We start from the raw sequence: 25682 nt of genomic DNA on the forward strand, positions 1-25682 counted from the left end.
GATGTGTGCTTCACTCCATCGAGGGATCGAACATGTATGCGACCCTGGACTAGTCTGACGCTTAGACGGAGGGTGGCGTTACAACGGCTCTACCAGGCCTCGGTACCCTCAGAGCGGCAACCCAAGCCGCGCCCTTACCCAGAAGGGCCCCACCTGAAATTCAGCGAGGAGCGAACCGCGTGACCGCCGAGACGTCCGTGCCGTCCACAGCGCTGCTGGCAGGAGCAGACCGGGACGGTTCCAACTACACCGCGCGGCACCTGCTCGTCCTCGAGGGGCTCGAGGCCGTGCGCAAGCGCCCGGGTATGTATATCGGCTCGACCGACAGCCGAGGTTTGATGCACTGCCTGTGGGAGATCATCGACAACTCCGTCGATGAGGCCCTCGGCGGCTACTGCGACCACATCGAGGTGATCCTCCACGACGACGGCTCGGTGGAGGTCCGGGACAACGGCCGCGGCATCCCGGTCGACGTCGAGCCCAAGACCGGCCTGTCCGGCGTCGAGGTCGTCATGACCAAGCTGCACGCCGGCGGCAAGTTCGGCGGCGGCTCGTACGCGGCCTCCGGCGGCCTGCACGGCGTCGGCGCCTCGGTGGTGAACGCCCTTTCCGCCCGCCTCGACATCGAGGTGGACCGCAGCGGGCACACCCACGCCATCAGCTTCCGGCGAGGCGTTCCCGGAGCCTTCGCCGCCGTGGGCCCGGACACCAAGTTCGAGGCCAAGGGCGGCCTGCGCAAGACCAAGAAGATCCCCAAGACCCGCACCGGCACGCGCGTGCGGTACTGGGCCGACCGGCAGATCTTCCTCAAGGACGCCAAGCTGTCCCTGGGGGACCTGCACCAGCGCGCCCGCCAGACCGCGTTCCTGGTCCCGGGTCTGACCATCGTCGTCCGCGACGAGTACGGCCTCGGCGAGGGCGGCAGCAAGGGCGAGGAGTCCTTCCGCTTCGACGGCGGCATCAGCGAGTTCTGCGAGTACCTGGCGAACGACAAGCCGGTCTGCGACGTCCTCCGCTTCTCCGGCCAGGGCACCTTCAAGGAGACCGTCCCGGTCCTGGACGACCACGGCCAGATGACGCCCACCGAAGTCACCCGTGAGCTCGGCGTGGACGTCGCACTGCGCTGGGGGACCGGCTACGACACGACACTCAAGTCGTTCGTCAACATCATCGCCACGCCCAAGGGCGGCACCCACGTGGCCGGCTTCGAGCAGGCCGTCACCAGGACGATGAACGAAGTGCTGCGCGCCAAGAAGCTGCTGCGCGTGGCCGAGGACGACATCGTCAAGGACGACGCTCTGGAGGGCCTCACCGCGGTCGTCACCGTCCGCCTCGCCGAGCCGCAGTTCGAGGGGCAGACCAAGGAGGTCCTCGGTACTTCGGCGGCCCGCCGCATCGTGAACACCGTGATCTCCAAAGAGCTCAAGGCGTTCCTGACCTCCACGAAGCGGGACGCCGCGGCCCAGGCCCGCGTCGTCATGGAGAAGGCCGTCGCGGCGGCCCGCACCCGTATCGCCGCCCGCCAGCACAAGGACGCCCAGCGCCGGAAGACGGCCCTGGAGTCCTCGTCGCTGCCCGCCAAGCTGGCCGACTGCCGCAGCGACGACGTCGACCGCAGCGAGCTGTTCATCGTCGAGGGAGACTCCGCTCTCGGCACCGCCAAGCTGGCCCGGAACTCCGAGTTCCAGGCGCTGCTGCCGATCCGGGGCAAGATCCTCAACGTCCAGAAATCATCCGTGACGGACATGCTCAAGAACGTCGAGTGCGGAGCGATCATCCAGGTCATAGGAGCGGGCTCGGGCCGTACCTTCGACATCGACGCGGCCCGCTACGGCAAGATCATCATGATGACCGACGCCGACGTGGACGGCTCGCACATCCGGACCCTGCTCCTGACGCTGTTCCACCGGTACATGCGGCCCATGGTCGAGGCCGGCCGGGTGTTCGCCGCGGTGCCGCCGCTGCACCGCGTCGAGATCGTCCAGCCGAAGAAGGGCCAGGACAAGTACGTCTACACGTACTCGGACCGAGAGCTGCGCGACAAGCTCCTGGAGTTCCAGAGCAAGGGGATCCGGTACAAGGACTCCATCCAGCGGTACAAGGGTCTCGGTGAGATGGACGCCGACCAGCTGGCCGAGACGACCATGGATCCGCGCCACCGCACCCTGCGCCGGATCAATCTCTCCGACCTGGACGCCGCCGAGCAGGTCTTCGATCTGCTGATGGGCAACGACGTGGCGCCGCGCAAGGAGTTCATCTCCAGCTCGGCGGCGACGCTGGACCGGTCGCGAATCGACGCGTAGCGCTGCGCTGGGCTTGGGGGGATCACTGGCCTTTGGCCGGGTCGTTCCCCCCAACGCTCGTGCGGGGCGAGCACGGTCGGCCCGTGAGGTGTCTCCACCCCTGGGTGGAGGTCTGGCCACCTCCGGGATCCACCCGTGATCCACCCCGGCTCCGATTTACCGACCTGCGCATTTCCGTAGCGTCGAAGGCGTCGGCGGCACTCGCTGTCGGCCTCTCCTTCTTCGCTCACGGAGGCTGTGATGTCCGGGCTCGTCGACGCGTTGGTGATCGTGGCCGTGATCGCCCTGGTGTTCGTCCGGCAGTTCCGCGCACGCCGGATCGATACCGACAAACGCTGGTGGGTCCTGCCCGCGATCCTGGCCGTCGTGGGCCTGCGCGAGCCTGGCATGGTCGATGCTCATCACCACACGACATCGATCGTCCTGCTCGCCGCCGAGTTGCTCACGGGCCTCGCCATCGGAGCCGGCTGGGCATGGACCACCCGAATATGGGTCGAGCCCGACGGCGCCGTGTGGAGCAGGAGCACCAAGGCGAGCGGGGCCGTCTGGATCCTCGGCATCGCCCTGCGTGCCGGTCTCTTCGCGCTCGGCGCGGTGCTGGGCGTCCACCAGGACTCCTCCGCGCTGCTGCTCGCCCTGGCGGCCACGCTGCTGATCCGCTCCGGGATCCTCGTATGGCGGGCCCAGTCCCTGCACCCGGCTGCCCAGCCCCGTACGGCGTACGGTCATCCCATGTCCCGAGCCGCGTGGAAGGAACGTGTGTGACGGAGAAGGCCTGGACACGCTGGCCCTCGCGGGAGGCGCTCGGGCGCGCGGAGACCTCGGGCCCTCGGCGGCTGCTCGGGTGGATCGTGCGGGCGTTGGTGCTCGGCATGCTTCTCTGGGGCGTCTTCACCAGGAGTCCGGCACACGGCTGGGGGGCGCTCGGGGCCGCGGCGGGCGTGCTCCTGGCGGCGTTCGGCGCCTGGGCCCTCTACCGGACCACCCTCGCGCACCGGCTCTGGCCATCCCTGGCGCTCTTCACCGTGCTCCTGGGCATCGCCGTCGGCGCCCAGGTGGCCGGCTTCAGGGTCGCCGCCCTCGTCATCTGGTGCGGATGTGCCGTCACCGCCTTGGAGCGGCTGCCCATCGCGGCCGCGCTGCCGGTGGCCTCGGTCGCCCTCGCGTCGTACTCGGCGGTCGACAACGACGCATGGCTGACCACCGCGGCCACCATGGCCGGGCTCGCCCTCGCCGGATACGTGCTGCGGCTGGACGCCGAGGCCCGCGGCAACGCCCAGCGGCTGCTCGCCCAGGAGCGGGCCGCGCGGGCGGCCGAGGCGGAGTCGGCGGCGCTCGCGGAGCGGTCCCGCATCGCACGAGAGATCCACGACGTACTGGCCCACAGTCTCTCGGCACAACTCGTGCATCTGGAGGCGGCCCGGTTGCTGATCGAGAAGGGAGCCGACCAGGAGCAGATCCTCGAACGGGTGGTGGCGGCACGGGGAATGGCCCGCGACGGACTCGCCGAGACCCGGCAGGCGCTGTCGGCGCTGCGCGGCGAGCTGACCCCGCTGGAGGACTTCCTGACCCAGCTCGTCGCCACGGCCGAGGGTGGCGAGGCCACCGTTTCGGGTGAGCGCAGACCGCTGCCGGCCGAGGCGTCACAGGCCGTTCGAAGGGTCGCTCAAGAGGCCCTGACCAACGTCCGCAAGCATGCTCCGGGAGCGAAAACGCAGGTGCGGCTCGAGTACGGCGAGCACGAAGTGACGCTGGTCGTGCGGGACTCGGGCGGTTCGCCGGGCGAACTCGGCGTGACCGGCGCCGGGTACGGTCTTCTGGGCATGCGGGAGCGTGCCGAGCTGCTGGGCGGTTCGCTGGACGCGGGGCCGGACGAGGAGGGGTTCATGGTGACGTTGAAGGTGCCCGTATGACGGAGGAGGTGAAGGGGGAGCCCGCGCGGGTGGTGGTGGCGGACGACCAGACCGTGGTCCGTGAGGGCATCGTGATGCTGCTGGGGCTGCTGCCCGGGATCGAGGTCGTGGGAGCCGCAGGGGACGGCCACGAAGCGCTGAAGCTGGTCGCCGAACTCGCCCCGGACGTGGTGCTGATGGATCTGCGCATGCCCCGCTGTGACGGGGTCGAGGCGACCCGCCGTATCCGGGCGGAGCACCCCGGGACGCAGGTCGTGGTGCTCACGACCTACATGGATGACGAGTCGCTCTTCCCGGCGCTCAGAGCGGGGGCGCGTGGCTATCTCACCAAGGACGCGGGGGGTGACGAGATCGTGCGGGCCGTGCGGAGCGTGCTGACGGGGGACGCGGGGCTGTCGCCGAGCATTCAACGGCGGCTGCTGGAGCGGCTGTCGGAGCCCGAGCCGCGGCAGGGTGCTCCCGCCGAGGCTCCGGACGGGCTCACCGCACGCGAGACCGAAGTGCTGGTGCTGATCGCCGACGGCCTGAGCAATCAGGAGATCGCCCGCGAGCTGCACGTCTCCACGGCGACGGTGAAGACCCACATCAACAACCTGTTCGCCAAGACAGGGCTCAAGGATCGTGCGCAGGCGGTGCGTTACGCCTACGCGAAGGGGCTCGTGCGGCCTCCGACGGCTTGAGTCACCTGATGGGGTGAAGAGCGCGGAGAAGAAGAGTCGGGGATCTTCCCGTTCTGTCCATCCTTGGGCATGCAGCCAAGCAACGGTCGCCGCCGCGGAGGCGCGGGTGGTGCCGAGAGTCCGGTCGACCAGCACGACGGTCATGATTCGCCTCCCGCCGAGGCGTCCGGGAGCGTGCGGTACGACGACCCCTGGTACGACGCACTCGCCTCCGGGTGGGGCGAGTCGGGAGGTGCGGGCGGGTCTGTGCCGACGGATGTGTCGGTCCGCCCAGAGGGCGAGGCCCCGGCTGTCGACGCGGCCGACGTGTACCTGGAGGTGCAGCGCAGTGCTGCCTTCCAGGAGGTGCGCAGGCGGTACCGGAGGTTCGTGGTGCCGGCGGTCGTCGTGTTCTTCGTCTGGTACATGGCCTACGTCGTGACCGCCACGACCGCGCCCGGACTGATGGCGCGTCCCCTGGCGGGTGCCGTGAACGTGGCGATGCTGGCGGGGCTGGGGCAGTTCCTCACGACCTTCCTGTTCACCTGGGCGTACGCGCGGCACGCGCGGCTGCGCCGGGACCGGGCCGCGCTCGACCTGCGGTGGGCCACTCAGGAACTGACCCGCGGCATTCGGGGCGGCGCGTCGTGACGGGGAACCACCAGACGCTGGCATTGCTGCTGTTCAGCTCGTTCGTCGCGGTCACGCTGGGGATCACGACGTGGGTGAGCCGCCACCGGCAGGGCTCGGCGGAGGAGTTCTACGCGGGCGGCCGGCTCTTCTCGCCGATGGAGAATGGTTTTGCCATCGCGGGTGACTACATGTCGGCCGCCTCCTTCCTCGGCATCTCCGGGCTCATCGCCCTCTACGGCTACGACGGACTGCTGTACTCGGTGGGCTTCCTGGTGGCCTGGCTCGTGGTGCTGTTCCTGGTCGCGGAACTGGTCCGCAACTGCGGGCGGTTCACGCTCGCGGACGTGGTCGCCGCGCGGATGAGGGAGCGGCCGGTACGGATCGCGGCGGGAACCTCCTCGGTCACCGTCTCCGTTCTGTATCTGGTGGCGCAGATGGTGGGGGCGGGAAGCCTGGTCGCGCTGCTGATCGGGCGTACCAGCGAGGCGGCGCAGGCCTGGACGGTCATCGGGGTCGGCGCGCTCATGGTGATCTATGTGTCGTTGGGAGGGATGCGGGCCACCACCTGGATCCAGATCGTCAAGGCGGTACTGCTGCTCAGCGGCACCATCGCGCTGACCGTGCTCGTCCTGGCGCGGTTCCACGGCGACTTCGACCGGCTGCTGCTCACGGCGGCGGAGCGCAGTGGTCACGGCGCGTCGTTCCTGGCGCCCGGACTGAAGTACGGCGGCGACTGGACCGCGCGCTTCGACTTCATCAGCCTGGGACTCGCGCTGCTGCTGGGCACGGCCGGACTGCCGCACATCCTGTCCCGCTTCTACACCGTGCCCACCGCGCGGGCCGCACGGCGTTCGGTCGTCTGGTCGATCGGGCTCATCGGCGGCTTCTATCTGATGACGATCGTCCTCGGGTTCGGCGCGGCGGCGATCGTGGGGCCGGATGCCGTACGTGGGTCGAACGCCGCCGGGAACACGGCCGTACCGCTGCTGGCGCTCGACCTGGGCGGTGGCGCGGATTCCGCGGGAGGAACGGTTCTCTTCGCGGTCGTCGCCGCCGTCGCCTTCGCGACGATCCTCGCGGTGGTCGCCAGCGTCACGCTCGCCTCCTCGGCGTCCGTCGCCCATGACCTGTACGCGTCCCTGCGGCGTCGGCGCGCCGGGCCGCGCAGTGAGGTGGCCGTGGCGCGTGCCGCCGCCGTCGGCATCGGTGTGGTGGCGATCGCCCTCGGCCTGCTGGCGCGCGACCTCAACGTCGCCTTCCTGGTGGGCCTCGCCTTCGCCGTCGCGGCGTCCGCCAATCTGCCGGTGCTGCTCTACTCGCTGTTCTGGCGCGGTTTCACCACCCGCGGTGCCGTATGGGCCGTCTACGGCGGGCTGATCCCGGCCGTGGTGCTCGTGCTGCTTTCGCCGGTGGTGTCGGGCAGCCCCGAATCGTTGTTCCCGGGCGTCGACTTCCAGTACTTCCCGCTGCAGAACCCCGGTCTCGTCTCGATCCCGCTGGGCTTCGTCGCGGGCTGGCTCGGCACGGTGACCTCGGCTGAAGTGCCCGACGAGGCCAAGCACGCGGAGACCGAGGTGCGGTCGCTGACGGGAGCGGGGGCCGTTTAGAGGCCGGCGCCTTCACTGTCGTACGAGAAGCATGTTGGTGACTTCGGCTTTCACGGTCGTACGACATCGGCTCCGTGACGTAGGGCACGCTGCGATGCCTACGGGGCCACCCACGCGTACCGGTGTTCCGGGCGTCCCATGTCGCCGTACTTGAGGGAGAGGCGGAGGCGGCCGGCCTGTTCCAGGTGGCGGAGGTAGCGCTGGGCGGTGGAGCGGCTGAGGCCTGTTTCGGCGGCGACCTCGTGGGCCGAGAGGGGGCGATCGGCGCGGTGCAGGACGCGGCAGATCAGGTCCGTCGTCGGTTCCGAGTGACCGCTCGGCAGGCCCGGTGACGGCGGCGTCGGCGTGGTGCGCAGCGCGCTGAAGATCCGGTCCACCTGCTCCTGGCCGGCGATGCCGCTGCCGCCCACCCGGTCGACGGTCCGGCGCAGGGCGGCGTAGGAGTCGAGGCGGGCGTGCAGGGCGGCGAACGTGAACGGTTTGACCAGGTAGTGCAGGGCGCCCAGACGCATCGCGGCCTGGACGGTCGTCACGTCGCCGGCGGCCGTGATCATGATGACGTCGGTGCAGTGGCCCTGTTCCCGCATCCGGTGGACGAGCTCCAGGCCCGTCTGGTCGGGCAGAAAGTGGTCGAGCAGCATCAGATCGATGGTCCCGCGCTGTACGGCGGCCAGGGCCTGGGCGGTGCTGTGCGCGCGGGCGGTCACCTGGAAGGCGGGGACTCTTCTCACGTACTTGGCGTTGATCTCGGCGATACGGAAGTCGTCGTCCACGACCAGGACGTCAATCATCGGGCGGGCCTCTTTCCCGCAAGGCCAGACGGGCGTTGCGCCAGTGTTTCGGCTTCGCTGTTGTAGCGCGAGCAGAACGAGCACAACAGGCCGTTGCAGGCAAAAGAACGGCATGTGCTCACAAGGCCGATGCCGTGACGCGGGCGCAAGTCGACGACGCTGACCCTGGTCAACGGGCTGGACGAGCCCACCGAGGGCGAAGTCCTGGTCGTGGGGGAGAGCCGGTGCGCGGGGTTCGCGACAAGGTCGGCTTCGTCTTCCAGCAGGACGCCACCTTCCTCTGGCGTACGGTCCTGTCCATTGTCATGGCGGGCCCCGCTTTTCAACCTGGGCAGGACGTACTCGACGCAGTTCGCCGAGCAGGCCGCGCAGTCCGCAGGCTGAAGCCTCAGGCGCGGGTCGCCCACACGTAACGGTGTTCCGGGCGTCCCGCGTCGCCGTACTTGAGGGTGAGCCTGGCCCGGCCCGTGCGCTCCAGGAGCTTCAGATAGCGCTGGGCGGTCTGGCGGCTCACCCCGGTCCGTTCGGCGATCTCCTGGGCCGACAGGGGGCCTTCGGCGTTCATCAAGGACCGGCGTACGAGCTCCGCGGTGGTGGGGGAGTGCCCTTTGGGCAGGTCGGAGTCCGATGGCGTGGACAGGGCGCCGAAGATGCGGTCCACCTCGGCCTGTTCGGCCTCGCCGCCGCCGTCGAGGGTGCGGCGCAGCTGCGCGTACGCCTCCAGCTTGGCGCGCAGGCCCGCGAAGGCGAACGGCTTGACCAGGTACTGCAGCGCCCCCTGCCGCATCGCCGCCTGTACGGTCGAGACGTCCCGCGCCGCCGTCACCATGATCACGTCGGTCTCATGGCCGCGCCGGCGCATCTCCTGGACGACCGCGAGGCCCGTATCGTCGGGCAGATAGTGGTCCATGAGGACCAGGTCCACGTGCGGCAGCGCCTCCAGCTGTCCCAGCGCCTCCGCCGCATTGTGCGCCTCGCCGGCCACATGGAAGCCCGGCACCTTCTCCACGTAGGCGGCGTTGACCCGCGCCACCCGGGTGTCGTCGTCCACGACCAGGACCTCGATCATCACGACTCCTCCTCGGTGGCGGGCTGCGGGGCTTGCGGCGCGGTGAGGGCGGGTACCTGTTCGGGCTCGGCCAGCGCGTCGGGCAGGACGACGGTGAACTCCGCGCCCCCGCCGCCCGCCTCGCCGACCGTCGCGCTGCCGCCCTGCCGCTCGGCGAGCCTGCGCACGAGGGACAGCCCGATGCCGCGCTCCCGGTGCGCCGGCGGCTTCTTCGTGGACCATCCCTCGGTGAAGATCGACTCGCGGTGCTCCACCGGGATACCGGGCCCCGTGTCACGGACCCTGAGGACGGCGGTACGGCCCTCCGTGCGCAGCTCGACCTCCACGCGCGCGTGCGGTGTGCCCGCGACCGCGTCCAGGGCGTTGTCCACCAGGTTGCCGAGAATCGTGACGAGCCCGCCTGGATCGACCAGCCGGTCCGGCAGCCGGGTCCGGTCCGAGACCCACAGCGCGACCCCGCGCTCGGCCGCGACGGTCGCCTTGCCGACCAACAGCGCGGCGAGCAGGGGGTCCTGGATCTTCTCGGTGACCTGTTCCGCGGTGGCACGGTGGTCGCCGACGACCTCCCCGACGAACTCCACGGCGTCGTCGTACATCTCCAGCTCGAGCAGCCCGAGGAGCGTGTGCATGCGGTTGGCGTGCTCGTGGTCCTGGGCGCGCAGGGCGTCGATCAGACCGCGCGTGGAGTCGAGTTCCCGGCCGAGCTGCTCCAGCTCGGTGCGGTCGCGCAGGGTGGCCACGGCGCCCCCGTCGTCCGTGGGCATGCGGTTGGCGACCAGCACCCGCTGGCCGCGGACGGTGAGCAGGTCGGTGCCCGTCACCCGGCCGGCCAGGACGTCGGCCGTACGGCCCTCGCCGAGCGCCTCCTCGGGGGAGCGGCCGACGGCCTCGTCCCCGATGCCCAGCAGGCGCTGCGCCTCGTCGTTGAGCAGGCGGACGCGGCCGGCGCGGTCCAGGGCGACCACGCCTTCCCTGATGCTGTGAAGCATGGCCTCGCGCTCCGCGAGCAGCCCCGAGATGTCCGAGAAGGCCAGGTCCCGGGTCTGCCGCTGGACCCGCCGGGAGATGAGCCAGGCGGCCAGCGCTCCGACGGCGAGGGCGCCGCCCGCGTACGCGAACAGCCCCGGGATCGCGTGGATCAGCCGTGCCCGCACGCTGTCGTACGCGATGCCGACCGAGACCGCGCCGACTATGTCGCCGTCGCTGTCCCGCAGCGGCACCTTGCCACGGGCGGAGCGGCCCAGGGTGCCGCTGTCGATCTCCATGACATCCCGGCCGGCGAGGGCCTGGCCGGGGTCGGTCGAGACGGTCCTGCCGATCTGGTCCGGGTTGGTGTGCGACCAGCGCACGCCCCGCCAGTCCATCACCACGATGTACTCGGCCTTGGTCGCCTCGCGGATCCGCTCCGCCGTCCGCTGGACGGGCCCGTCGGCCGTCGGCGGCGTGTTCTTGACCTCGTCGGCGATCTGCGGCTGGGCGGCGGTGGTCTGCGCGATCGCGAGCGCGCGGCGCATCGCCTGGTCGTCCAGCTGGTCGCTGAGGGGTGCGAGGAACAGCCCGGTCGCGAGGACCGCGACTCCCGCGGCGATCGCCAGCTGCATCAGCAGCACCTGCGAGAACATGCGCCTCGGCAGTCCGAGGCGCAGGCGGCGTGCGGGGGGAGTGGGGCTCATATCCAAGACGGTACGTGGGTGTCCCGGAGCTGCCGCAGGGGGTGTGGCGTGGATCTCTTGATCAATGTGTGGGTGGCCGACCGGCAACCCGCCCAGTAGGGCCCGCCTTGTGCAGCCGGTTCCGTCAGCTCGCGAGAGCCGTTGTGTTCGGCAGTTCGCGCACCGCAACCACGTCCATCCGCGCCGGCGAGCCGAGCACCGACGCCCCGCAGCTCTCCGGACGGGGAGGCACGGACGCGCCCTGGGCGACGACGACGCGCCACTGGCGTCCGTCGGCGTGGGCGACGGTCACCTCCCAGCCCGAAGGAGAGCCCTCCGTGCGGACGATGGCCAGCGCGTCGGCCGCGTACTCGCCCACGGCCGTGCGCACGGCCAGTTCGGCGGCCTGCCCGGGCCGCTCCCAGGCCGAGTTCCCTCGGCACCCCTCCATGACGATCCGCCCCTCCCGGACCCCGTGCAGGATCTCCTTCACGGTATGGGCCTCGGCCCGGCCGTAGGCGTATCCGTACGGCAGGACGAGCAGCGTCGGCGAGAAGCGATGTCCACCCAGATGGGTGACCTCCCAGGTGCCCTCGACCCCGGAGGCGGCCAGCTCGGTCGCGAGGGGGCGGCCGAGCAGGGCACAGCAGCGGTCGCGCTTGCCGTTGGTGCACACGAGCGCGAGCGGGTCGCCGGTATGGGGCCGCCCGTCGAGTGCCGAGCAGAAGGTGCTGTGGTCCCCTCTGCCGAGGGCCGCGAAGTCGAGGTCGAGCAGCCGGTGCGGATCGCGGGTCGTGGCGGCGTGCAGCCACGCGTTCCCGGGCGCGGTGTGGGCGGCGTACACGTGGCGCAGAGCGGGCGTTCCGCTGTCGGCGTGGCGCCCGGGGCGGCGGATGAGCGCGATGCGTACGCCCGTGCCCTGCGCGGCCGCCTCCAGGGCGCGGCCCAGCGCGGGGTCCAGGTGGCTCGAAGTGAGCGCCTCGACACCCCAGGGACCGGGCTGCTCCAGCAGCAGCCAGGTCCTCGCCGTGGCCGCGGTCCCGGAAAGGGGCTCGCCGAGATCCCGGGAGACGGTTGAGCACGTACTCACAGAGGTGAGCCTAACCTGACTTGGGTCAGGGCGACTTCCGGAGGGGCCCGTGTCCTGCTCCGGCAGGTGCTGCGGCGGCCTGGGCCCTACGCGGCCGGCCGCACGGGCCACGGTGAAGATCGAAGACCATCAGGCAGGTGGCGCGGTATGTGGGCCGGGGGCGCCGGTGGCGGTGCCGAAGGTCGCGTGACACGCGTGTGGCCTGGTGCCGTTCTGACGCCAGGCCTCATCGGTGGTGATCGAGCAGTGGGCGGGGTGACGGACTGCTCGGTGGGGGGATGCCCGGGTCGCTCAGCGGTTCTGCGCGGCCGGGAAGCTGTACGGGACGAGTCAGGGGTGGACGCGTGCTCGCTCGGGGGTCAGGAGTCGGGGATGTCTGCCTTGGCGCGAATCAGTGTCTCTCTGCTGACGATGACGATGCGCTCGTAGTCGGCCCGGGAGGCGTCGGCAGGCAGTTCTCGCTCAAGCGCCTCGGTGGCCTCGGTGCCGATGACGGCGAAGTTGCCGTCGCTCAGCTCGAACACGTCCGGGCAGTTCGCTCCTGAGGCACTGCCACGGGCACTCGGAGGCACACCGATGCGGCGCACGATTTTCAAGGGTGCTGGTCCTTAACGATGGGTGGGCACAGTTTTGGACAGCAGGTTACTGGTGTTGTTCGTGTGGAGTGGCCATATGCGCAAGATCACCTGGCCGTGTCGTCACGGGCAGGTGGTTGACCGGTCGGTGGGGCTGGTCACGCTGTCGGGGGGTTGCCCACCACCCACCACTCGTCCGTCTCGGCCTCGTCCAGATCCTTGATGAGGCCATCCACCATGCGCCCGATCCTGGCCTCGTCCGACGAGTGCTTCAAAGTGGCGCGCTGCCCCTTCGAAGCCTCCCAGTACTCCCGCAGGAGGGGGCTCTGGAAGAGCTCACGCAGGTGCCCGTACAGCTCCTCCTGGTCCAGGATTCCTGAGCGGTAGAGGTGGTACAGGTTGACGTACCAGGCGTTGGCGTAGAAGTACTGGCGCCGCTTCGCGGCCGGGATGCTCTTGTCGTAGGTGTCGATCACCTCCGCGAGGGAGGGATCGTCGATGGCCTTGGCCAGCAATTCCCAGTGCATGCGCTGTTGGTGTGCCAGCGCCTTGCGCCGGGACGCCATTTCCTCGAGCTCCATACGCCTCACCTGCAGGCGTGCCTCTTCGAGCCGCCGTTGACGCGAAGCCATAGTCAACGTGGCGGTGGCGAGCATCAGGCCCGCCGCCGCGACGGAGCCCAACCCCTGTACTCCAAAATTCCGTGTGGCCATGTCAACCCCCGAATCAGGCGGCCGTCCGCCGGTCGTCGGGGTGCGGGTCGACTGAAGGGGACCGGCGAGCGGTGGGCGGCGCTTGCCGTCTCCCAGAGTGCCGAGCGGCTCTGATCGGCGGGGGAGGCGGAGAGGGGCGCACGGAGGGAAGCGAGGGTCGCACACCCCGGCGCCTTGCCCAACGTCTGCCCCGCAAGTACTGCTAACAATCGTTCACTTCGCGGTGATTCTTCCGGCTCGTATCCTGGGTCGGCATTCAATCCTCGTACGTGTGCACGGTGGCGATCCGGCGCACGCTTCGGCGTGAGAGAGGTAGCGCATTGAGTCGGAGTCCGCGGCAGATCCCCGTCGTCGTGCTCGCCGGATTCCTGGGGTCCGGCAAGACCACCCTCCTCAACCATCTCCTGCACAGCAGCGGCGGCAGCCGTATCGGCGCCATCGTCAACGACTTCGGCGCCATCGAGATCGACGCGATGGCCGTCGCCGGTGCCCTCGGAGACTCCACCGTCTCCCTCGGAAACGGGTGTCTGTGCTGTGCCGTGGACGCCAGTGAACTCGATGTCTACCTGGAGCGGCTCGCTCGCCCCGACACCGGCATCGACGTCATCGTCATCGAGGCCAGCGGGCTCGCCGAACCCCAGGAACTCGTGCGCATGGTGCTCGCCAGTGAACATCCGGGGATCGTGTACGGCGGTCTGGTCGAGGTCGTCGACGCCGCCGAGTTCGACGAAACCCGCGCGAAGCATCCCGAGATCGACCGGCACCTCGCCCTCGCCGACCTGGTCGTCGTCAACAAGCTCGACCGCGCCGCCGACGGTGAGCGGGTGCTGGACCTGGTCCGGTCCCTCGTCGACCGCGCCGCCGTCGTGCCCGCGCGCTACGGCCGGATCGACCCCGAGTTCCTCTTCGACTGCCGACCGAGCGAGGAGCGCGTCGGGCAGCTGTCCTTCGACGACCTGCACGAGCACCGCGCGGACGACGATCATGGGCATCATCTGCACGCCGGCTACGACAGCCTGTCGTTCGTCTCCGAAGCGCCCCTCGACCCGCGCCGGCTCATGGGGTTCCTCGACAGCAGGCCCGAGGGGCTGTACCGGATCAAGGGGTACGTCGACTTCGGGCCGTACGACGTCACGAACCGTTACGCCGTCCATGCCGTCGGGCGGTTCCTGCGCTTCTACCCGGAGCCGTGGGCGGCCACCGACGCCCGCCTCACCCAGCTGGTGCTCATCGGCTCCGGCATCGACGCCCCCGCCCTCGGCAAGGAACTTCAGGCGTGCGAGAGCGACGCCCCACACGCCGACGAGCATGGCATGTGGGGCGTCCTGCGCTATGTCCAGGACCCGGCGGAAGAGGCCTTCCAGGAGGCCTAGGTCCGGCGGATCATGCCGCAGACGCGGGGTCCGGCATCTCTAGACCGGCCCCGCCACCACCGCCACCGGCTTCCCCAGCGACACGCCCGAGCCGTCGCGGCGGGGGTCCATCTCCGGGAGGTCGGCCGGTGAGCCGTTCTTCTGTGCCGCCTTGGCCGGGGTCGGGCCCGCCCAGGCCAGCGCCAGGCAGTCCTCGCCCTTGAGGAACCGCTGGCAGCGGACGCCGCCGGTGGCACGGCCCTTGCGCGGGTACTGGTCGAACGGGGTCAGCTTGGCGGTCGTCTGGACGGAGTCGTCGAGCGTGCCGCGCGAGCCCGCGACCGTGAACACCACCGCGTCCACCGCCGGATCCACGACCGTGAAGGAGATCACCTTCGCGCCCTCGGCGAGCTTGATGCCCGCCACGCCGCCGGCCGGGCGGCCCTGCGGACGGACCTGGGAGGCTTGGAAGCGCAGCAGCTGGGCGTCGTCCGTGATGAAGACGAGATCCTCCTCGCCGGTGCGCAGCTCGACCGCGCCGACGATCCGGTCGCCCTCCTTGAGCGTGATCACCTCCAGCTCCTCCTTGTTGGCCGGGTAGTCGGGGACCACGCGCTTGACGACGCCCTGTTCCGTGCCGAGCGCCAGGCCGGGGGAGGACTCGTCGAGCGTGGTCAGGCAGACCACCGTCTCGTCCCCCTCCAGGGAGACGAACTCCGCCAGCGGGGCGCCGCCGGAGAGGGTGGGCGCCGCCGCCGTCTCCGGGAGCTGGGGCAGGTCGATGACGTTCACCCGGAGCAGGCGTCCGGCCGATGTCACCACGCCCACCTCGCCGCGCGCCGTGGCCGGCACCGCCGAGACGATCACGTCGTGCTTGGCGCGCCGCGCGTCTGCGTCCTCCGGGAACGGCTCACCGTTCGCCGTACGGGCCATCAGACCCGTCGAGGACAGCAGCACCCGGCACGGGTCGTCCGCCACCTGGAGCGGCACGGTGGCAGCCGGGGCACCCGCCGACTCCAGCAGGACCGTACGCCGCTCGGTGCCGAACTTCTTCGCCACCTGGGCCAGTTCGGCGGAGACCAGCTTGCGCAGCTCGGCGTCCGAGTCGAGGATCCGGGTCAGCTCCGCGATCTCGGCGTTGAGCCGGTCCTTCTCCGCGTCCAGCTCGATGCGGTCGTACTTGGTGAGGCGGCGCAGCGGCGTGTCCAGGATGTACTGCGTCTGGATCTCGCTCAGCGAGAAGCGCTCCATCAGGCGCTCCTTGGCCTGCGCGGAGTTGTCGCTGGAGCGGATCAGGCGGATGACCTCGTCGATGTCCACCAGCGCGGTGAGCAGGCCTTCGACCAGGTGCAGACGGTCGCGCTTCTTGGTGCGGCGGAACTCGCTGCGACGGCGTACGACCTCGAAGCGGTGGTCGAGGTAGACCTCCAGGAGCTCCTTCAGGCCCAGGGTGAGGGGCTGGCCGTCCACCAGCGCCACGTTGTTCACGCCGAAGGACTCCTCCATCGGCGTCAGCTTGTAGAGCTGCTCCAGGACCGCCTCCGGCACGAAGCCGTTCTTGATCTCGATGACCAGGCGCAGGCCGTGCGCGCGGTCGGTGAGGTCCTTGACGTCGGCGATGCCCTGGAGCTTCTTCGAGCCGACCAGATCCTTGATCTTGGCGATGACCTTCTCCGGGCCGACCGTGAAGGGCAGCTCGGTGACGACGAGGCCCTTGCGGCGCGCCGTCACGTTCTCCACGGACACCGTCGCGCGGATCTTGAACGTGCCGCGGCCCGTCTCGTACGCGTCCCGGATGCCGGTCAGACCGACGATACGGCCGCCGGTGGGCAGGTCGGGGCCCGGGACGTGCCTCATCAGGGCGTCCAGATCCGCGTTCGGGTAGCGGATCAGGTGGCGGGCGGCCGCGATGACCTCGGCCAGGTTGTGCGGCGGCATGTTGGTGGCCATGCCGACGGCGATGCCCGACGCGCCGTTGACCAGGAGGTTCGGGAAGGCGGCGGGCAGCGCCACCGGCTCCTGCTCCTGGCCGTCGTAGTTGGGGGTGAAGTCGACCGTGTCCTCGTCGATCGACTCGGTCATCAGGCTCGTCGCCGGGGCCTGCCGGCACTCGGTGTACCGCATGGCGGCCGGCGGGTCGTCGTTGCCCAGGGAGCCGAAGTTGCCGTGGCCGTCGACCAGCGGGACGCGCATCGAGAAGGGCTGGGCCATGCGCACCATGGCGTCGTAGATCGACGCGTCGCCGTGCGGGTGCAACTTACCCATGACCTCGCCGACCACGCGGGCGCACTTCACATAGCCGCGGTCGGGGCGCAGGCCCATCTCGTTCATCTGGTAGACGATGCGGCGGTGCACCGGCTTGAGGCCGTCGCGGGCGTCCGGCAGGGCGCGGGAGTAGATGACCGAGTACGCGTACTCGAGGAAGGAGCCCTGCATCTCGTCGACGACGTCGATGTCGAGGATGTTCTCCTCGTACGAATCGTCGGGCGGCGGGGTCTTCGTGCTGCGGCGGGCCATCGCTGCCGGCTCCTCCTGTTTCTGGTCGCTCGCCTACGGGGCGCTGAAGTCGGTGTCGAGAGGGCGGCTGTGCTCAGCCCTTCGGGCCTGAAGCGCCCTCGCCCTCTCGGCACCGACGCGCCCCTTCGGCTCACTCTTGCTGAAGCGTGAACGGGATCTGACTCGGACCATTGTGGACCGCGGGACTGACAGTGCGGGCCGGGGCCCGGGATCGGCCGCCCCGCCCGGCCTCGGGCAGGCGCCCGACCGCGGCTGCCCGCAGGCTACGCGATCTCGCTCTGGGCGTACCTCGCCCGGGAACTTCGCCGACCCTCCACACGCTTGCATACAGTGGCAGGACCGGCAGGAAAACCGCGGTTTCGAGGACCGCGACCGCGATCGAAGGGACGTACATGCCCATGGGTCACACGGCCACAGCCCAGGCAGGCTCCGGGGGCCTGACAGCGACCGAGCACCGCCTGGCCAACGGGCTGCGCGTGGTGCTCTCCGAAGATCACCTGACCCCGGTCGCAGCGGTGTGCCTCTGGTACGACGTCGGCTCGCGCCACGAAGTCAAGGGGCGTACCGGCCTTGCTCACCTTTTCGAGCACCTGATGTTCCAGGGCTCGGCCCAGGTCAAGGGCAACGGCCACTTCGAGCTGATCCAGGGCGCGGGCGGCTCGCTGAACGGCACCACCAGCTTCGAGCGCACCAACTACTTCGAGACCATGCCCACCCACCAGCTGGAGCTCGCCCTCTGGCTGGAGGCCGACCGCATGGGCTCCCTGCTCGCCGCCCTCGACGACGAGTCGATGGAGAACCAGCGGGACGTCGTGAAGAACGAGCGTCGGCAGCGCTACGACAACGTCCCCTACGGTACGGCGTTCGAGAAGCTGACCGCCCTCGCCTACCCGGAGGGCCACCCCTACCACCACACCCCGATCGGCTCGATGGCCGACCTGGACGCGGCGACCCTGGAAGACGCGCGCGCGTTCTTCCGCACCTACTACGCGCCCAACAACGCCGTACTCTCCGTGGTCGGCGACATCGACCCGGAGCAGACGCTCGCCTGGATCGAGAAGTACTTCGGGTCCATCGCCGGGCACGACGGCAAGCCCGCCCCGCGCGACGGCTCGCTGCCCGAGGTCATCGGCGAGCAGCTGCGCGAGGTCGTCGAGGAGGAGGTCCCGGCCCGCGCCCTGATGGCGGCCTACCGGCTGCCGCACGACGGCACGCGCGCGTGCGACGCGGCAGACCTGGCGCTCACCGTCCTCGGCGGCGGCGAGTCCTCCCGCCTGTACAACCGGCTCGTACGACGCGACCGTACGGCCGTCGCGGCCGGCTTCGGCCTGCTGCGGCTGGCCGGAGCGCCCTCCCTGGGCTGGCTGGACGTGAAGACCTCCGGCGACGTCGAGGTACCGGTCATCGAGACCGCCATCGACGAGGAGCTCGCCCGGTTCGCCGAGGAGGGCCCCACGGCCGAGGAAATGGAACGCGCCCAGGCCCAGTTGGAGCGCGAGTGGCTGGACCGGCTCGGTACGGTCGCCGGCCGCGCCGACGAACTGTGCCGGTACGCCGTCCTGTTCGGCGACCCGCAGCTCGCCCTCACCGCCGTACAGCGCGTGCTGGAGGTCACGGCCGAGGAGGTCCAGGAGGTCGCCAAGGCCCGCCTGCGCCCCGACAATCGCGCCGTGCTCGTCTACGAGCCGATCTCCGCGGAGATCGCGGAGCACACCGAGGACGCGAATCCCCCTGAAGACCCGGAGGCCGAGGCCACCGTGGAAGCCACCGACGACAACGAGGAGGCGGCCAAGTGACCGAGCTCGCCACGATGGAGTTCCACCCCCAGCCCCGGGCGGGCGAGGCCAGGCCCTGGGCGTTCCCGGCCCCCGCGCGCGGGGCGCTCGACAACGGCCTGACGGTCCTGCGCTGCCACCGCCCCGGCCAGCAGGTCGTCGCCGTGGAGGTGCTCCTGGACGCGCCCCTGGAGGCCGAGCCGGCCGGCCTGGACGGCGTCGCCACGATCATGGCGCGGGCCTTCTCCGAAGGCACCGACAAGCACTCCGCCGAGGACTTCGCCGCCGAGCTGGAGCGCTGCGGCGCCACGCTCGACTCGCACGCCGACCACCCCGGCGTACGTCTGTCCCTGGAGGTTCCGGCCTCGCGCCTGGCCAAGGGGCTGGGCCTGCTCGCCGACGCCCTCAGGGCGCCCGCGTTCGCCGACAGCGAGGTCGAGCGGCTGGTGCGCAACCGCCTCGACGAGATCCCGCACGAGCTGGCCAACCCCTCGCGCCGCGCCGCCAAGGAGCTCTCCAAGGAGCTGTTCCCGGCGACCTCGCGCATGTCGCGTCCCCGTCAGGGCACCGAGGAGACGGTCGCCGCCATCGACTCCGCGGCCGTACGCGCCTTCTACGAGAAGCACGTCCGTCCCGCCACCGCCACCGTCGTGGTCGTCGGCGACCTCACCGGGATCGAGCTCGACGGGCTGCTCGGCGACACGCTCGGCTCCTGGACCGGCTCCTCGGCCCAGCCGCGGCCGGTGCCGCCGGCGACCGCCGACGACACCGGCCGGGTCGTCATCGTGGACCGTCCGGGCGCCGTCCAGACGCAGCTGCTCATCGGCCGCCTCGGCCCGGACCGGCACGATCGGGTGTGGCCCGCGCAGGTGCTCGGCACGTACTGCCTCGGCGGCACCCTCACCTCCCGCCTGGACCGCGTCCTGCGCGAGGAGAAGGGCTACACCTACGGCGTGCGGGCGTTCGGGCAGGTCCTCAGGTCCGCGCCCGACGGCACGGGTGCCGCGATGCTCGCCATCAGCGGCTCCGTCGACACCCCCAACACCGGTCCGGCCCTGCAGGACCTGTGGACGGTGCTGCGCACGCTCGCGGCGGAGGGACTGACCGACGCCGAGCGTGACGTCGCCGTGCAGAACCTCGTCGGGGTGGCGCCGCTGAAGTACGAGACCGCCGCGGCCGTGGCGAGCACGCTGGCCGACCAGGTGGAGCAGCACCTGCCGGACGACTTCCAGGCGACGCTGTACCAGCAACTCGCCGCGACCGGCACCGTGGAGGCCACGGCGGCGGCCGTGAGCGCCTTCCCGGTGGACCGTCTGGTGACGATCCTCGTTGGCGACGCGGCGCAGATCAAGAAGCCCGTGGAGGCCCTCGGCATCGGTCAAGTCACCGTCGTTTCCGCGGAGTAGGTGCAGGAGCAGGCGCGGGAGCAGCCGTACGCGCGCGTAGGGGCCCTGGTGACGCAAGAGTCACCAGGGCCCCTTAATGTCCGAATTGAGGGAGAGGTTGCCTGTCTGCCCTGTGGCATGCGCTACAAAAGCCCTGATCTGTTTGAGGATTGACAGGGGCCCCGTTTAGCTTCATGCGGGCTGTCCGTCAGGCACTGCGCCGCGCCCGCGGCACCGGACAGTCATCGCCGAGTCCCCGTACGGCGCGAGCCAGGGGAGCCGGGGACCCACCGCAGTCCCTGGGGTGAATCGGACGCCCGCGCGCGCAGCGAGGGGGTCCGTAGGAGACCTTCCTGCTCCGAACCCGTCAGCTAACCCGGTAGGCGAGAGGGAAGGAAAGGACCAGCCACTACATGGCGTTCATGTGCGCCACCGGGAAGCACCGTCGTACCGGCCGGATGAAGCGCGGCACCGCCCAGGCGGCAGGCGTCGCGGCGATCGCCACCACCGGCGTCATCGGCACCCTGGCCGCTCCGGCGCTCGCCGCCGAACCCGCCGCCGAGCAGACCGGTCTCACCCCCGTCATCACCATCGGAAACTCGATCGCCGACCAGATCGACGCCCAGGCCACCGCGCAGCAGCAGGCCGCCGAGGAGGCCGAGGCGAAGCAGCAGGCCGCCGAGGCGCGCAAGAAGGCCGAGGAGGCCGCGCGCAAGAGGGCCGCCGAGGCCGCCAAGGAGGCGCGCGAGGCCAAGGAGCGCGCCGCCCGCGAGGCCGAGCGCAAGCGCCTCAACACCTTCGTCTCCCCGATCTCCGGCTCGTACATCTCGACCGGCTACAAGACCGGCGGCGCCGTCTGGTCCTCCGGCAGCCACACCGGCGTCGACTTCCACGCCTCGAGCGGCACGTCCGTCCACGCGGTCGGCTCCGGCACCGTCGTCGAGGCCGGCTGGGCCGGGTCGTACGGCAACCAGATCGTGATCAAGATGAACGACGGCACGTACACCCAGTACGGCCATCTGTCGTCCATCGGGGTCTCGGTGGGCCAGACGGTCACCCCGGGCCAGCAGATAGGCCTCTCCGGCGCGACCGGCAACGTCACCGGAGCGCACCTGCACTTCGAGGCCCGTACGACGGCCGAGTACGGCTCGGACATCGACCCCGTGGCCTACCTCCGCTCGCACGGCGTGAACGTCTGACGACAGACGGCGAGACACCACGGCGAGACACCCCGAAGCCCCGGCTCCCCGAGCCGGGGATTTCGGTGTTTCCGACGACCCGCTGTCCAAAAAATATCCATGGATTCCGGCCCGCCGTCGGAAATTCCGGCTCATTGCAATAGAGTCACTGAACACACGTCAATCGTCGACGTTTCACGGGGATTAAGGCGGAGGTCGGTCATGCGTATTCCGGCGCACTCGGTATGCACGGCGATCCGGGACGACATCGTCGCGGGTGTCTACGAGCGCGGCAGCCGGCTCACCGAGGAACTGCTCGCCCGCCGCTACGGCGTCTCGCGCGTCCCCGTCCGGGAGGCCCTGCGCACACTGGAGGCGGAGGGCTTCGTGGTGACCAGGCGGCACGCGGGCGCGTGCGTCGCGGAACCCACCGAGCAGGAGGGTGCCGACCTGCTGGAGATGCGCATGCTCCTGGAGCCGCTCGGCGCCTACCGGGCCGCCCAGCGGCGCACCGAGGCGCACCTGAAGGTGCTGCGCGGACTGGTCCGGCTGGGCCAGGAGCGGGCCAGGCGGGGCAACAGCGAGGACCTGCGCTCCCTGGGGGGCTGGTTCCACGAGACGCTCGCGCAGGCCTCCGGCAGCCCCGCGCTCACCTCGATGCTGACCCAGCTGCGCCACAAGATCGCCTGGATGTACGCCGTGGAGGCGCCGGCCAACCCCGTGGAGTCCTGGACGGAACACGGCGCGATCGTCGACGCCGTGGCGCGCGGCGACAGCGAGCGCGCGCGGGGTCTCACGGCGCTGCACACGGAGCGCGCGACGACCGCGCACCGACTGCGCTTCGCCTCCGGCCCGGAGCGCGTGGAGCGTGTGAGGAACTCGCAACATCCCGTAAACATGACGAGCCTGCGGCATTAACACGGGAGCCGTATACAAAGAGGGTGTAATTCGCGGGGGATTATTTTCGCTGCCCGTGAACGGGAAATACGAAGGGCTCGCCCGATAATTCGGACGAGCCCTTCGGTGCTGCTGGAGGTGCGTCTTTCAGGCGACGACCGCCGCGAGCGTCAATTGGGTGCTCAGCTTGCTCAGACGGTCTCGGGGAGTTCCTCGAGCCCCTCGGAGACCAGCTTCGCGAGACGGTCGAGGGCCGCGTCCGCACCCTCGGCGTCGGAGGCGAGAACGATCTCCTCGCCGCCCTGGGCGCCCAGGCCGAGGACGGCCAGCATGGAGGCCGCGTTGACGGGGTTGCCGTCGGCCTTGGCGATCGTCATCGGGATGCCTGCGGCCGTGGCGGCCCGGACGAAGATGGAAGCGGGGCGGGCGTGAAGACCCTCGGCCCAGCCGACGTTGACGCGGCGCTCAGCCATGTGATGCTGCCCTTCGGTGTATCAGGGTTGTCTAGACCAGTTTCCCATATCGTGAAGCATGCCCGGAGCGGTCCTTCGTCCCGCCCCTCAGGTGTCGTCGGGCCGCGGCCTCGGCCCGACTTCCGTCCTCCACAGACTGCCCCGCGCCGTCGTCGGACGCGAGACCGCCCCGCGCCGTTGTCGTACGCGAGCCGTACTCTGGGGCCCATGCAGACCTCGCCGGACCGGCATGAGTATCCCGCCCACTGGGAGGCCGACGTGGTGCTGCGCGACGGCGGTACCGCGCGCATCCGGCCCATCACCGTTGATGACGCCGATCGCCTCGTCAGCTTCTATGAGCAGGTCTCGGACGAGTCGAAGTACTACCGCTTCTTCGCGCCCTACCCTCGCCTGTCCGCCAAGGACGTCCACCGCTTCACGCACCACGACTTTGTGGACCGGGTGGGACTCGCGGCCACGATCGGCGGCGAGTTCATCGCCACCGTACGCTACGACCGCATCGGCGCCGACGGCATGCCCGCCTCCGCTCCCGCCGAGGAGGCCGAGGTCGCCTTCCTCGTGCAGGACGCCCACCAGGGGCGCGGGGTCGCCTCCGCCCTCCTGGAACACATCGCGGCCGTCGCGCGCGAGCGTGGGATCCGCCGGTTCGCCGCCGAGGTGCTGCCCGCCAACACCAAGATGATCAAGGTGTTTACGGATGCCGGGTACACCCAGAAGCGCAGCTTCGAGGACGGCGTCGTACGCCTGGAGTTCGACCTGGAGCCGACGGACCGCTCGCTCGCCGTGCAGTACGCGCGCGAACAGCGCGCCGAGGCGCGGTCCGTGCAGCGGCTGCTCATGCCCGGCTCCGTCGCCGTCGTCGGGACCGGCCGCGCGCCCGGCGGCGTCGGGCGCAGCGTCCTCGACAACATCAGGGACGCCGGGTTCACCGGTCGGATGTACGCCGTGAACAGGGCCTTCCCCGAGGGGCAGAAGGAAATCGACGGGGTGCCCGCGTACCGCTCGGTGCGGGACATCGAGGGGCCGGTCGACCTCGCGGTCGTCGCCGTGCCCGCTGAGCATGTCCCGGAGGTCGTCGAGGAGTGCGGCGCCCATGGCGTGCAGGGGCTCGTCGTGCTCTCCGCCGGGTACGCCGACAGCGGGCCCGAGGGGCGTGAGCGGCAGCGGGAACTCGTCCGGCACGCGCGCGCGTACGGCATGCGGATCATCGGGCCGAACGCGTTCGGGGTCATCAACACCTCCCCGGACGTCCGCCTGAACGCCTCCCTCGCGCCCGAAATGCCCCGGCCTGGGCGGATCGGGCTGTTCGCGCAGTCCGGCGCCATCGGTATCGCCCTGCTGTCCCGGCTGCACCGGCGCGGTGGCGGGGTCACCGGGGTGACCGGGGTGTCGACCTTCGTCTCGTCCGGCAACCGGGCGGACGTGTCCGGCAACGACGTCCTTCAGTACTGGTACGACGACACCGACACCGATGTCGTCCTCATGTACCTGGAGTCCATCGGCAACCCGCGCAAGTTCACGCGGCTCGCGCGGCGGACGGCGGCGGCGAAGCCGCTGGTCGTGGTGCAGGGGGCCGGTTCCGCTCCGCAGGGGCATGCCGTACGGGCGACTCGGTTGCCGCACGCCACGGTGTCCGCGTTGCTCCGGCAGGCCGGGGTGATCCGGGTGGACACGATCACGGAGTTGGTGGACACGGGGTTGCTGCTCGCGCGGCAGCCGCTGCCCGCGGGGTCGCGGGTGGCGATTCTGGGGAACTCCGAGTCGTTGGGGGTGCTGACGTACGACGCGTGTCTCTCCGAGGGTTTGCGGCCGTTGCCTCCGTTGGATCTGACGACGGGGGCGTCGCCGGGGGACTTTCATGCGGCGTTGTCTCGGGCGTTGGCGGATGAGGCGTGCGATGCGGTGGTGGTGACGGCGATACCGGCTGTTGGGGAGGGGTTGGCCGGGGATGCGGCGTTGGCGGAGGCGCTTCGGTCCGCTGTGGAGCGGGTGCCGGGGAAGCCGGTGCTGGTGGTGCATGTGGAGCTCGGGGGGCTTGCGGAGGCGTTGTCGGCTGCGGCCAGTACTGCACCACAGGCGGGTTCCACGGTGCCCGGCGTTGCCGGCGGTGCCCACCCTCCCCCACTCTCGGCTTCGCTCGAGCGGGGGGACCCCCATCGCCCTGCGGAACGACTGCCCACCGCACCGACGCAGGACGTACCCGCCCCCCAGAACGGCTCCCGTCTCATCCCCGCCTACCCCGCCGCGGAGCGTGCCGTCCGGGCCCTTTCCGAAGTCGTGCGGTACGCGCGGTGGCGGCGGGAGGTCGCCGAGCCCGGGAAGGTGCCGGAGTACGAGGACATCGACGAGAAGGGGGCCGCCGAGCTGATCGGCGGGCTGCTCGCGCGCGGGCAGGGGCTCACCCTCGGTACCGAGGAGACCTGCGAGCTGCTCGGGAAGTACGGCGTGCATGTCCACCGTGCCCTGCCCGCCCCCACCGCCGACGATGCCGCCCGCGCCGCCCGCACCCTCGGCTACCCGGTCGCCCTCAAGGCCACCGCCCCGCACCTGCGACACCGCGCCGACCTCGGCGGCGTACGCCTGGATCTCGCGGACGAGGAGCAACTGCGACGGGCGTACGCCGAGTTGACCGAGCTGTTCGGGACGCCTCAGGAGCTGCGGCCGGTGGTGCAGGGGATGGCACCGCGGGGAGTCGACACCGTCGTGCGGGCCGTCATCGACCCGGCGGCCGGGGCCGTACTGTCGTTCGGGTTGGCCGGGGCCGCCACCCAGCTGCTCGGGGACATGGCACACCGGCTGATTCCCGTCACCGACCGCGAGGCGACCTCGCTCATCCGTTCGATTCGTACGGCGCCCCTTCTCTTCGGCTGGCGCGGCTCGGCCCCGGTCGACGCATCCGCCCTCGAAGAGCTGTTGCTGCGGGTCTCCCGGCTGGTCGACGACCACCCCGAGGTCGTCGCGGTCACCCTGGAGCCGGTCGTCGTCGCCCCGCGCGGCCTGAGCGTCCTCGGCGCCTCCGTCCGCCTGGCGCCCCCGCCGGCCCGCGACGACCTCGGCCCGAGGACGCTCCCGGCGTACTGACGCGTACGGACGCCCATCG

At 70.6% G+C, this 25682-nt stretch carries 20 protein-coding genes, 1 pseudogene and 1 riboswitch; of the genes and pseudogenes, 13 read left to right on the plus strand and 8 right to left on the minus strand.

What is annotated here, in order from left to right; translation table 11 throughout:
* Positions 1-179: 179 nt before the first annotated feature.
* The 6 genes from CLM62_RS17455 to CLM62_RS17480 all read left to right on the plus strand — a co-directional run bounded on the left by CLM62_RS17455 (position 180) and on the right by CLM62_RS17480 (position 7115).
* Positions 180-2303: a type IIA DNA topoisomerase subunit B gene (locus CLM62_RS17455; RefSeq protein ID WP_095750798.1), complete on the plus strand. Its 2124-nt coding sequence runs from the start codon at positions 180-182 to the stop codon at positions 2301-2303.
* Between the two features lie 240 nt (positions 2304-2543).
* Entirely contained in the window at positions 2544-3068 is a 525-nt protein-coding gene (locus CLM62_RS17460) for a CcdC protein domain-containing protein (protein ID WP_095750799.1), read from the plus strand.
* Positions 3065-4216 carry a sensor histidine kinase gene (locus tag CLM62_RS17465; protein ID WP_095750800.1) on the plus strand — a complete coding sequence of 384 codons (1152 nt, stop codon included), beginning with the start codon at positions 3065-3067 and terminating at the stop codon, positions 4214-4216. Before CLM62_RS17460 ends, CLM62_RS17465 begins: the two co-directional genes overlap by 4 nt.
* A complete protein-coding gene (locus CLM62_RS17470) occupies positions 4213-4896 on the plus strand; it encodes a response regulator transcription factor (RefSeq protein ID WP_095750801.1) in 684 nt (227 codons plus the stop codon). Before CLM62_RS17465 ends, CLM62_RS17470 begins: the two co-directional genes overlap by 4 nt.
* A 69-nt stretch (positions 4897-4965) precedes the next feature.
* Positions 4966-5526, plus strand: a complete 561-nt coding sequence (locus CLM62_RS17475) for a DUF485 domain-containing protein (RefSeq protein ID WP_095750802.1) — start codon at positions 4966-4968, stop codon at positions 5524-5526.
* The gene (locus tag CLM62_RS17480) at positions 5523-7115 is read left to right on the plus strand and encodes a cation acetate symporter (protein WP_095750803.1); all 1593 of its coding nucleotides are present in this window, start codon (positions 5523-5525) and stop codon (positions 7113-7115) included. Before CLM62_RS17475 ends, CLM62_RS17480 begins: the two co-directional genes overlap by 4 nt.
* Positions 7116-7213: 98 nt before the next feature.
* Here the strand turns inward: CLM62_RS17480 and CLM62_RS17485 are convergent, their stop codons facing one another.
* On the minus strand, positions 7214-7906 hold the full coding sequence (locus tag CLM62_RS17485) for a response regulator (RefSeq protein WP_095750804.1): 693 nt from the start codon (positions 7904-7906) through the stop codon (positions 7214-7216).
* Between the two features lie 147 nt (positions 7907-8053).
* Between CLM62_RS17485 and CLM62_RS51565 the strand changes: the two are divergent.
* Positions 8054-8232, plus strand: a pseudogene (locus CLM62_RS51565) (ABC transporter ATP-binding protein); the annotation flags it as partial.
* Between the two features lie 62 nt (positions 8233-8294).
* On the opposite strand, the gene CLM62_RS17495 reads toward CLM62_RS51565, so the two are convergent.
* The 5 genes from CLM62_RS17495 to CLM62_RS17515 form a co-directional block, all read right to left on the minus strand.
* A complete protein-coding gene (locus tag CLM62_RS17495) occupies positions 8295-8975 on the minus strand; it encodes a response regulator (protein ID WP_095750805.1) in 681 nt (226 codons plus the stop codon).
* The gene (locus tag CLM62_RS17500; RefSeq protein WP_095750806.1) at positions 8975-10648 is read right to left on the minus strand and encodes a sensor histidine kinase; all 1674 of its coding nucleotides are present in this window, start codon (positions 10646-10648) and stop codon (positions 8975-8977) included. Before CLM62_RS17500 ends, CLM62_RS17495 begins: the two co-directional genes overlap by 1 nt.
* Before the next feature lie 124 nt (positions 10649-10772).
* Positions 10773-11717, minus strand: coding sequence for a sucrase ferredoxin (locus CLM62_RS17505; RefSeq protein ID WP_095750807.1), 945 nt, complete (start codon positions 11715-11717; stop codon positions 10773-10775).
* Between the two features lie 359 nt (positions 11718-12076).
* On the minus strand, positions 12077-12313 hold the full coding sequence (locus tag CLM62_RS17510; RefSeq protein WP_095750808.1) for a hypothetical protein: 237 nt from the start codon (positions 12311-12313) through the stop codon (positions 12077-12079).
* 137 nt (positions 12314-12450) lie between these two features.
* Complete coding sequence (locus CLM62_RS17515; protein WP_095750809.1) at positions 12451-13005, minus strand: DUF6082 family protein; 555 nt, start codon at positions 13003-13005, stop codon at positions 12451-12453.
* A 320-nt stretch (positions 13006-13325) separates the two neighbouring features.
* On the opposite strand from CLM62_RS17515, the gene CLM62_RS17520 reads away from it, so the two are divergent.
* Positions 13326-14378 carry a GTP-binding protein gene (locus tag CLM62_RS17520; protein ID WP_179382128.1) on the plus strand — a complete coding sequence of 351 codons (1053 nt, stop codon included), beginning with the start codon at positions 13326-13328 and terminating at the stop codon, positions 14376-14378.
* Positions 14379-14417: 39 nt separating this feature from the next.
* Here CLM62_RS17520 and CLM62_RS17525 read toward each other — a convergent pair whose 3' ends face one another.
* The gene (locus CLM62_RS17525) at positions 14418-16874 is read right to left on the minus strand and encodes a DNA topoisomerase (ATP-hydrolyzing) subunit A (RefSeq protein WP_095750810.1); all 2457 of its coding nucleotides are present in this window, start codon (positions 16872-16874) and stop codon (positions 14418-14420) included.
* Positions 16875-17272: 398 nt separating this feature from the next.
* Here CLM62_RS17525 and CLM62_RS17530 point away from each other — a divergent pair, with 398 nt between their 5' ends.
* The 4 genes from CLM62_RS17530 (at position 17273) to CLM62_RS17545 (ending at position 22130) form a co-directional block, all read left to right on the plus strand.
* Entirely contained in the window at positions 17273-18670 is a 1398-nt protein-coding gene (locus tag CLM62_RS17530) for a pitrilysin family protein (protein WP_095750811.1), read from the plus strand.
* Complete coding sequence (locus CLM62_RS17535) at positions 18667-20055, plus strand: pitrilysin family protein (protein WP_095750812.1); 1389 nt, start codon at positions 18667-18669, stop codon at positions 20053-20055. The genes CLM62_RS17530 and CLM62_RS17535 overlap by 4 nt, the downstream gene beginning before the upstream one ends.
* 215 nt (positions 20056-20270) lie before the next feature.
* Positions 20271-20435, plus strand: a riboswitch (cyclic di-AMP (ydaO/yuaA leader).
* 12 nt (positions 20436-20447) lie between these two features.
* Positions 20448-21233, plus strand: coding sequence for a M23 family metallopeptidase (locus CLM62_RS17540; protein WP_095750813.1), 786 nt, complete (start codon positions 20448-20450; stop codon positions 21231-21233).
* 201 nt (positions 21234-21434) lie between these two features.
* Positions 21435-22130, plus strand: coding sequence for a GntR family transcriptional regulator (locus CLM62_RS17545; protein WP_095750814.1), 696 nt, complete (start codon positions 21435-21437; stop codon positions 22128-22130).
* A 170-nt stretch (positions 22131-22300) separates the two neighbouring features.
* On the opposite strand, the gene CLM62_RS17550 is transcribed toward CLM62_RS17545, so the two are convergent.
* Entirely contained in the window at positions 22301-22582 is a 282-nt protein-coding gene (locus CLM62_RS17550) for an HPr family phosphocarrier protein (RefSeq protein ID WP_095750815.1), read from the minus strand.
* 207 nt (positions 22583-22789) lie between these two features.
* On the opposite strand from CLM62_RS17550, the gene CLM62_RS17560 reads away from it, so the two are divergent.
* Complete coding sequence (locus CLM62_RS17560; RefSeq protein ID WP_095750816.1) at positions 22790-25663, plus strand: bifunctional GNAT family N-acetyltransferase/acetate--CoA ligase family protein; 2874 nt, start codon at positions 22790-22792, stop codon at positions 25661-25663.
* Positions 25664-25682: the final 19 nt, after the last annotated feature.

The organism is Streptomyces sp. SA15 (assembly GCF_002291145.1).
Taxonomy (GTDB): Bacteria; Actinomycetota; Actinomycetes; order Streptomycetales; family Streptomycetaceae; genus Streptomyces.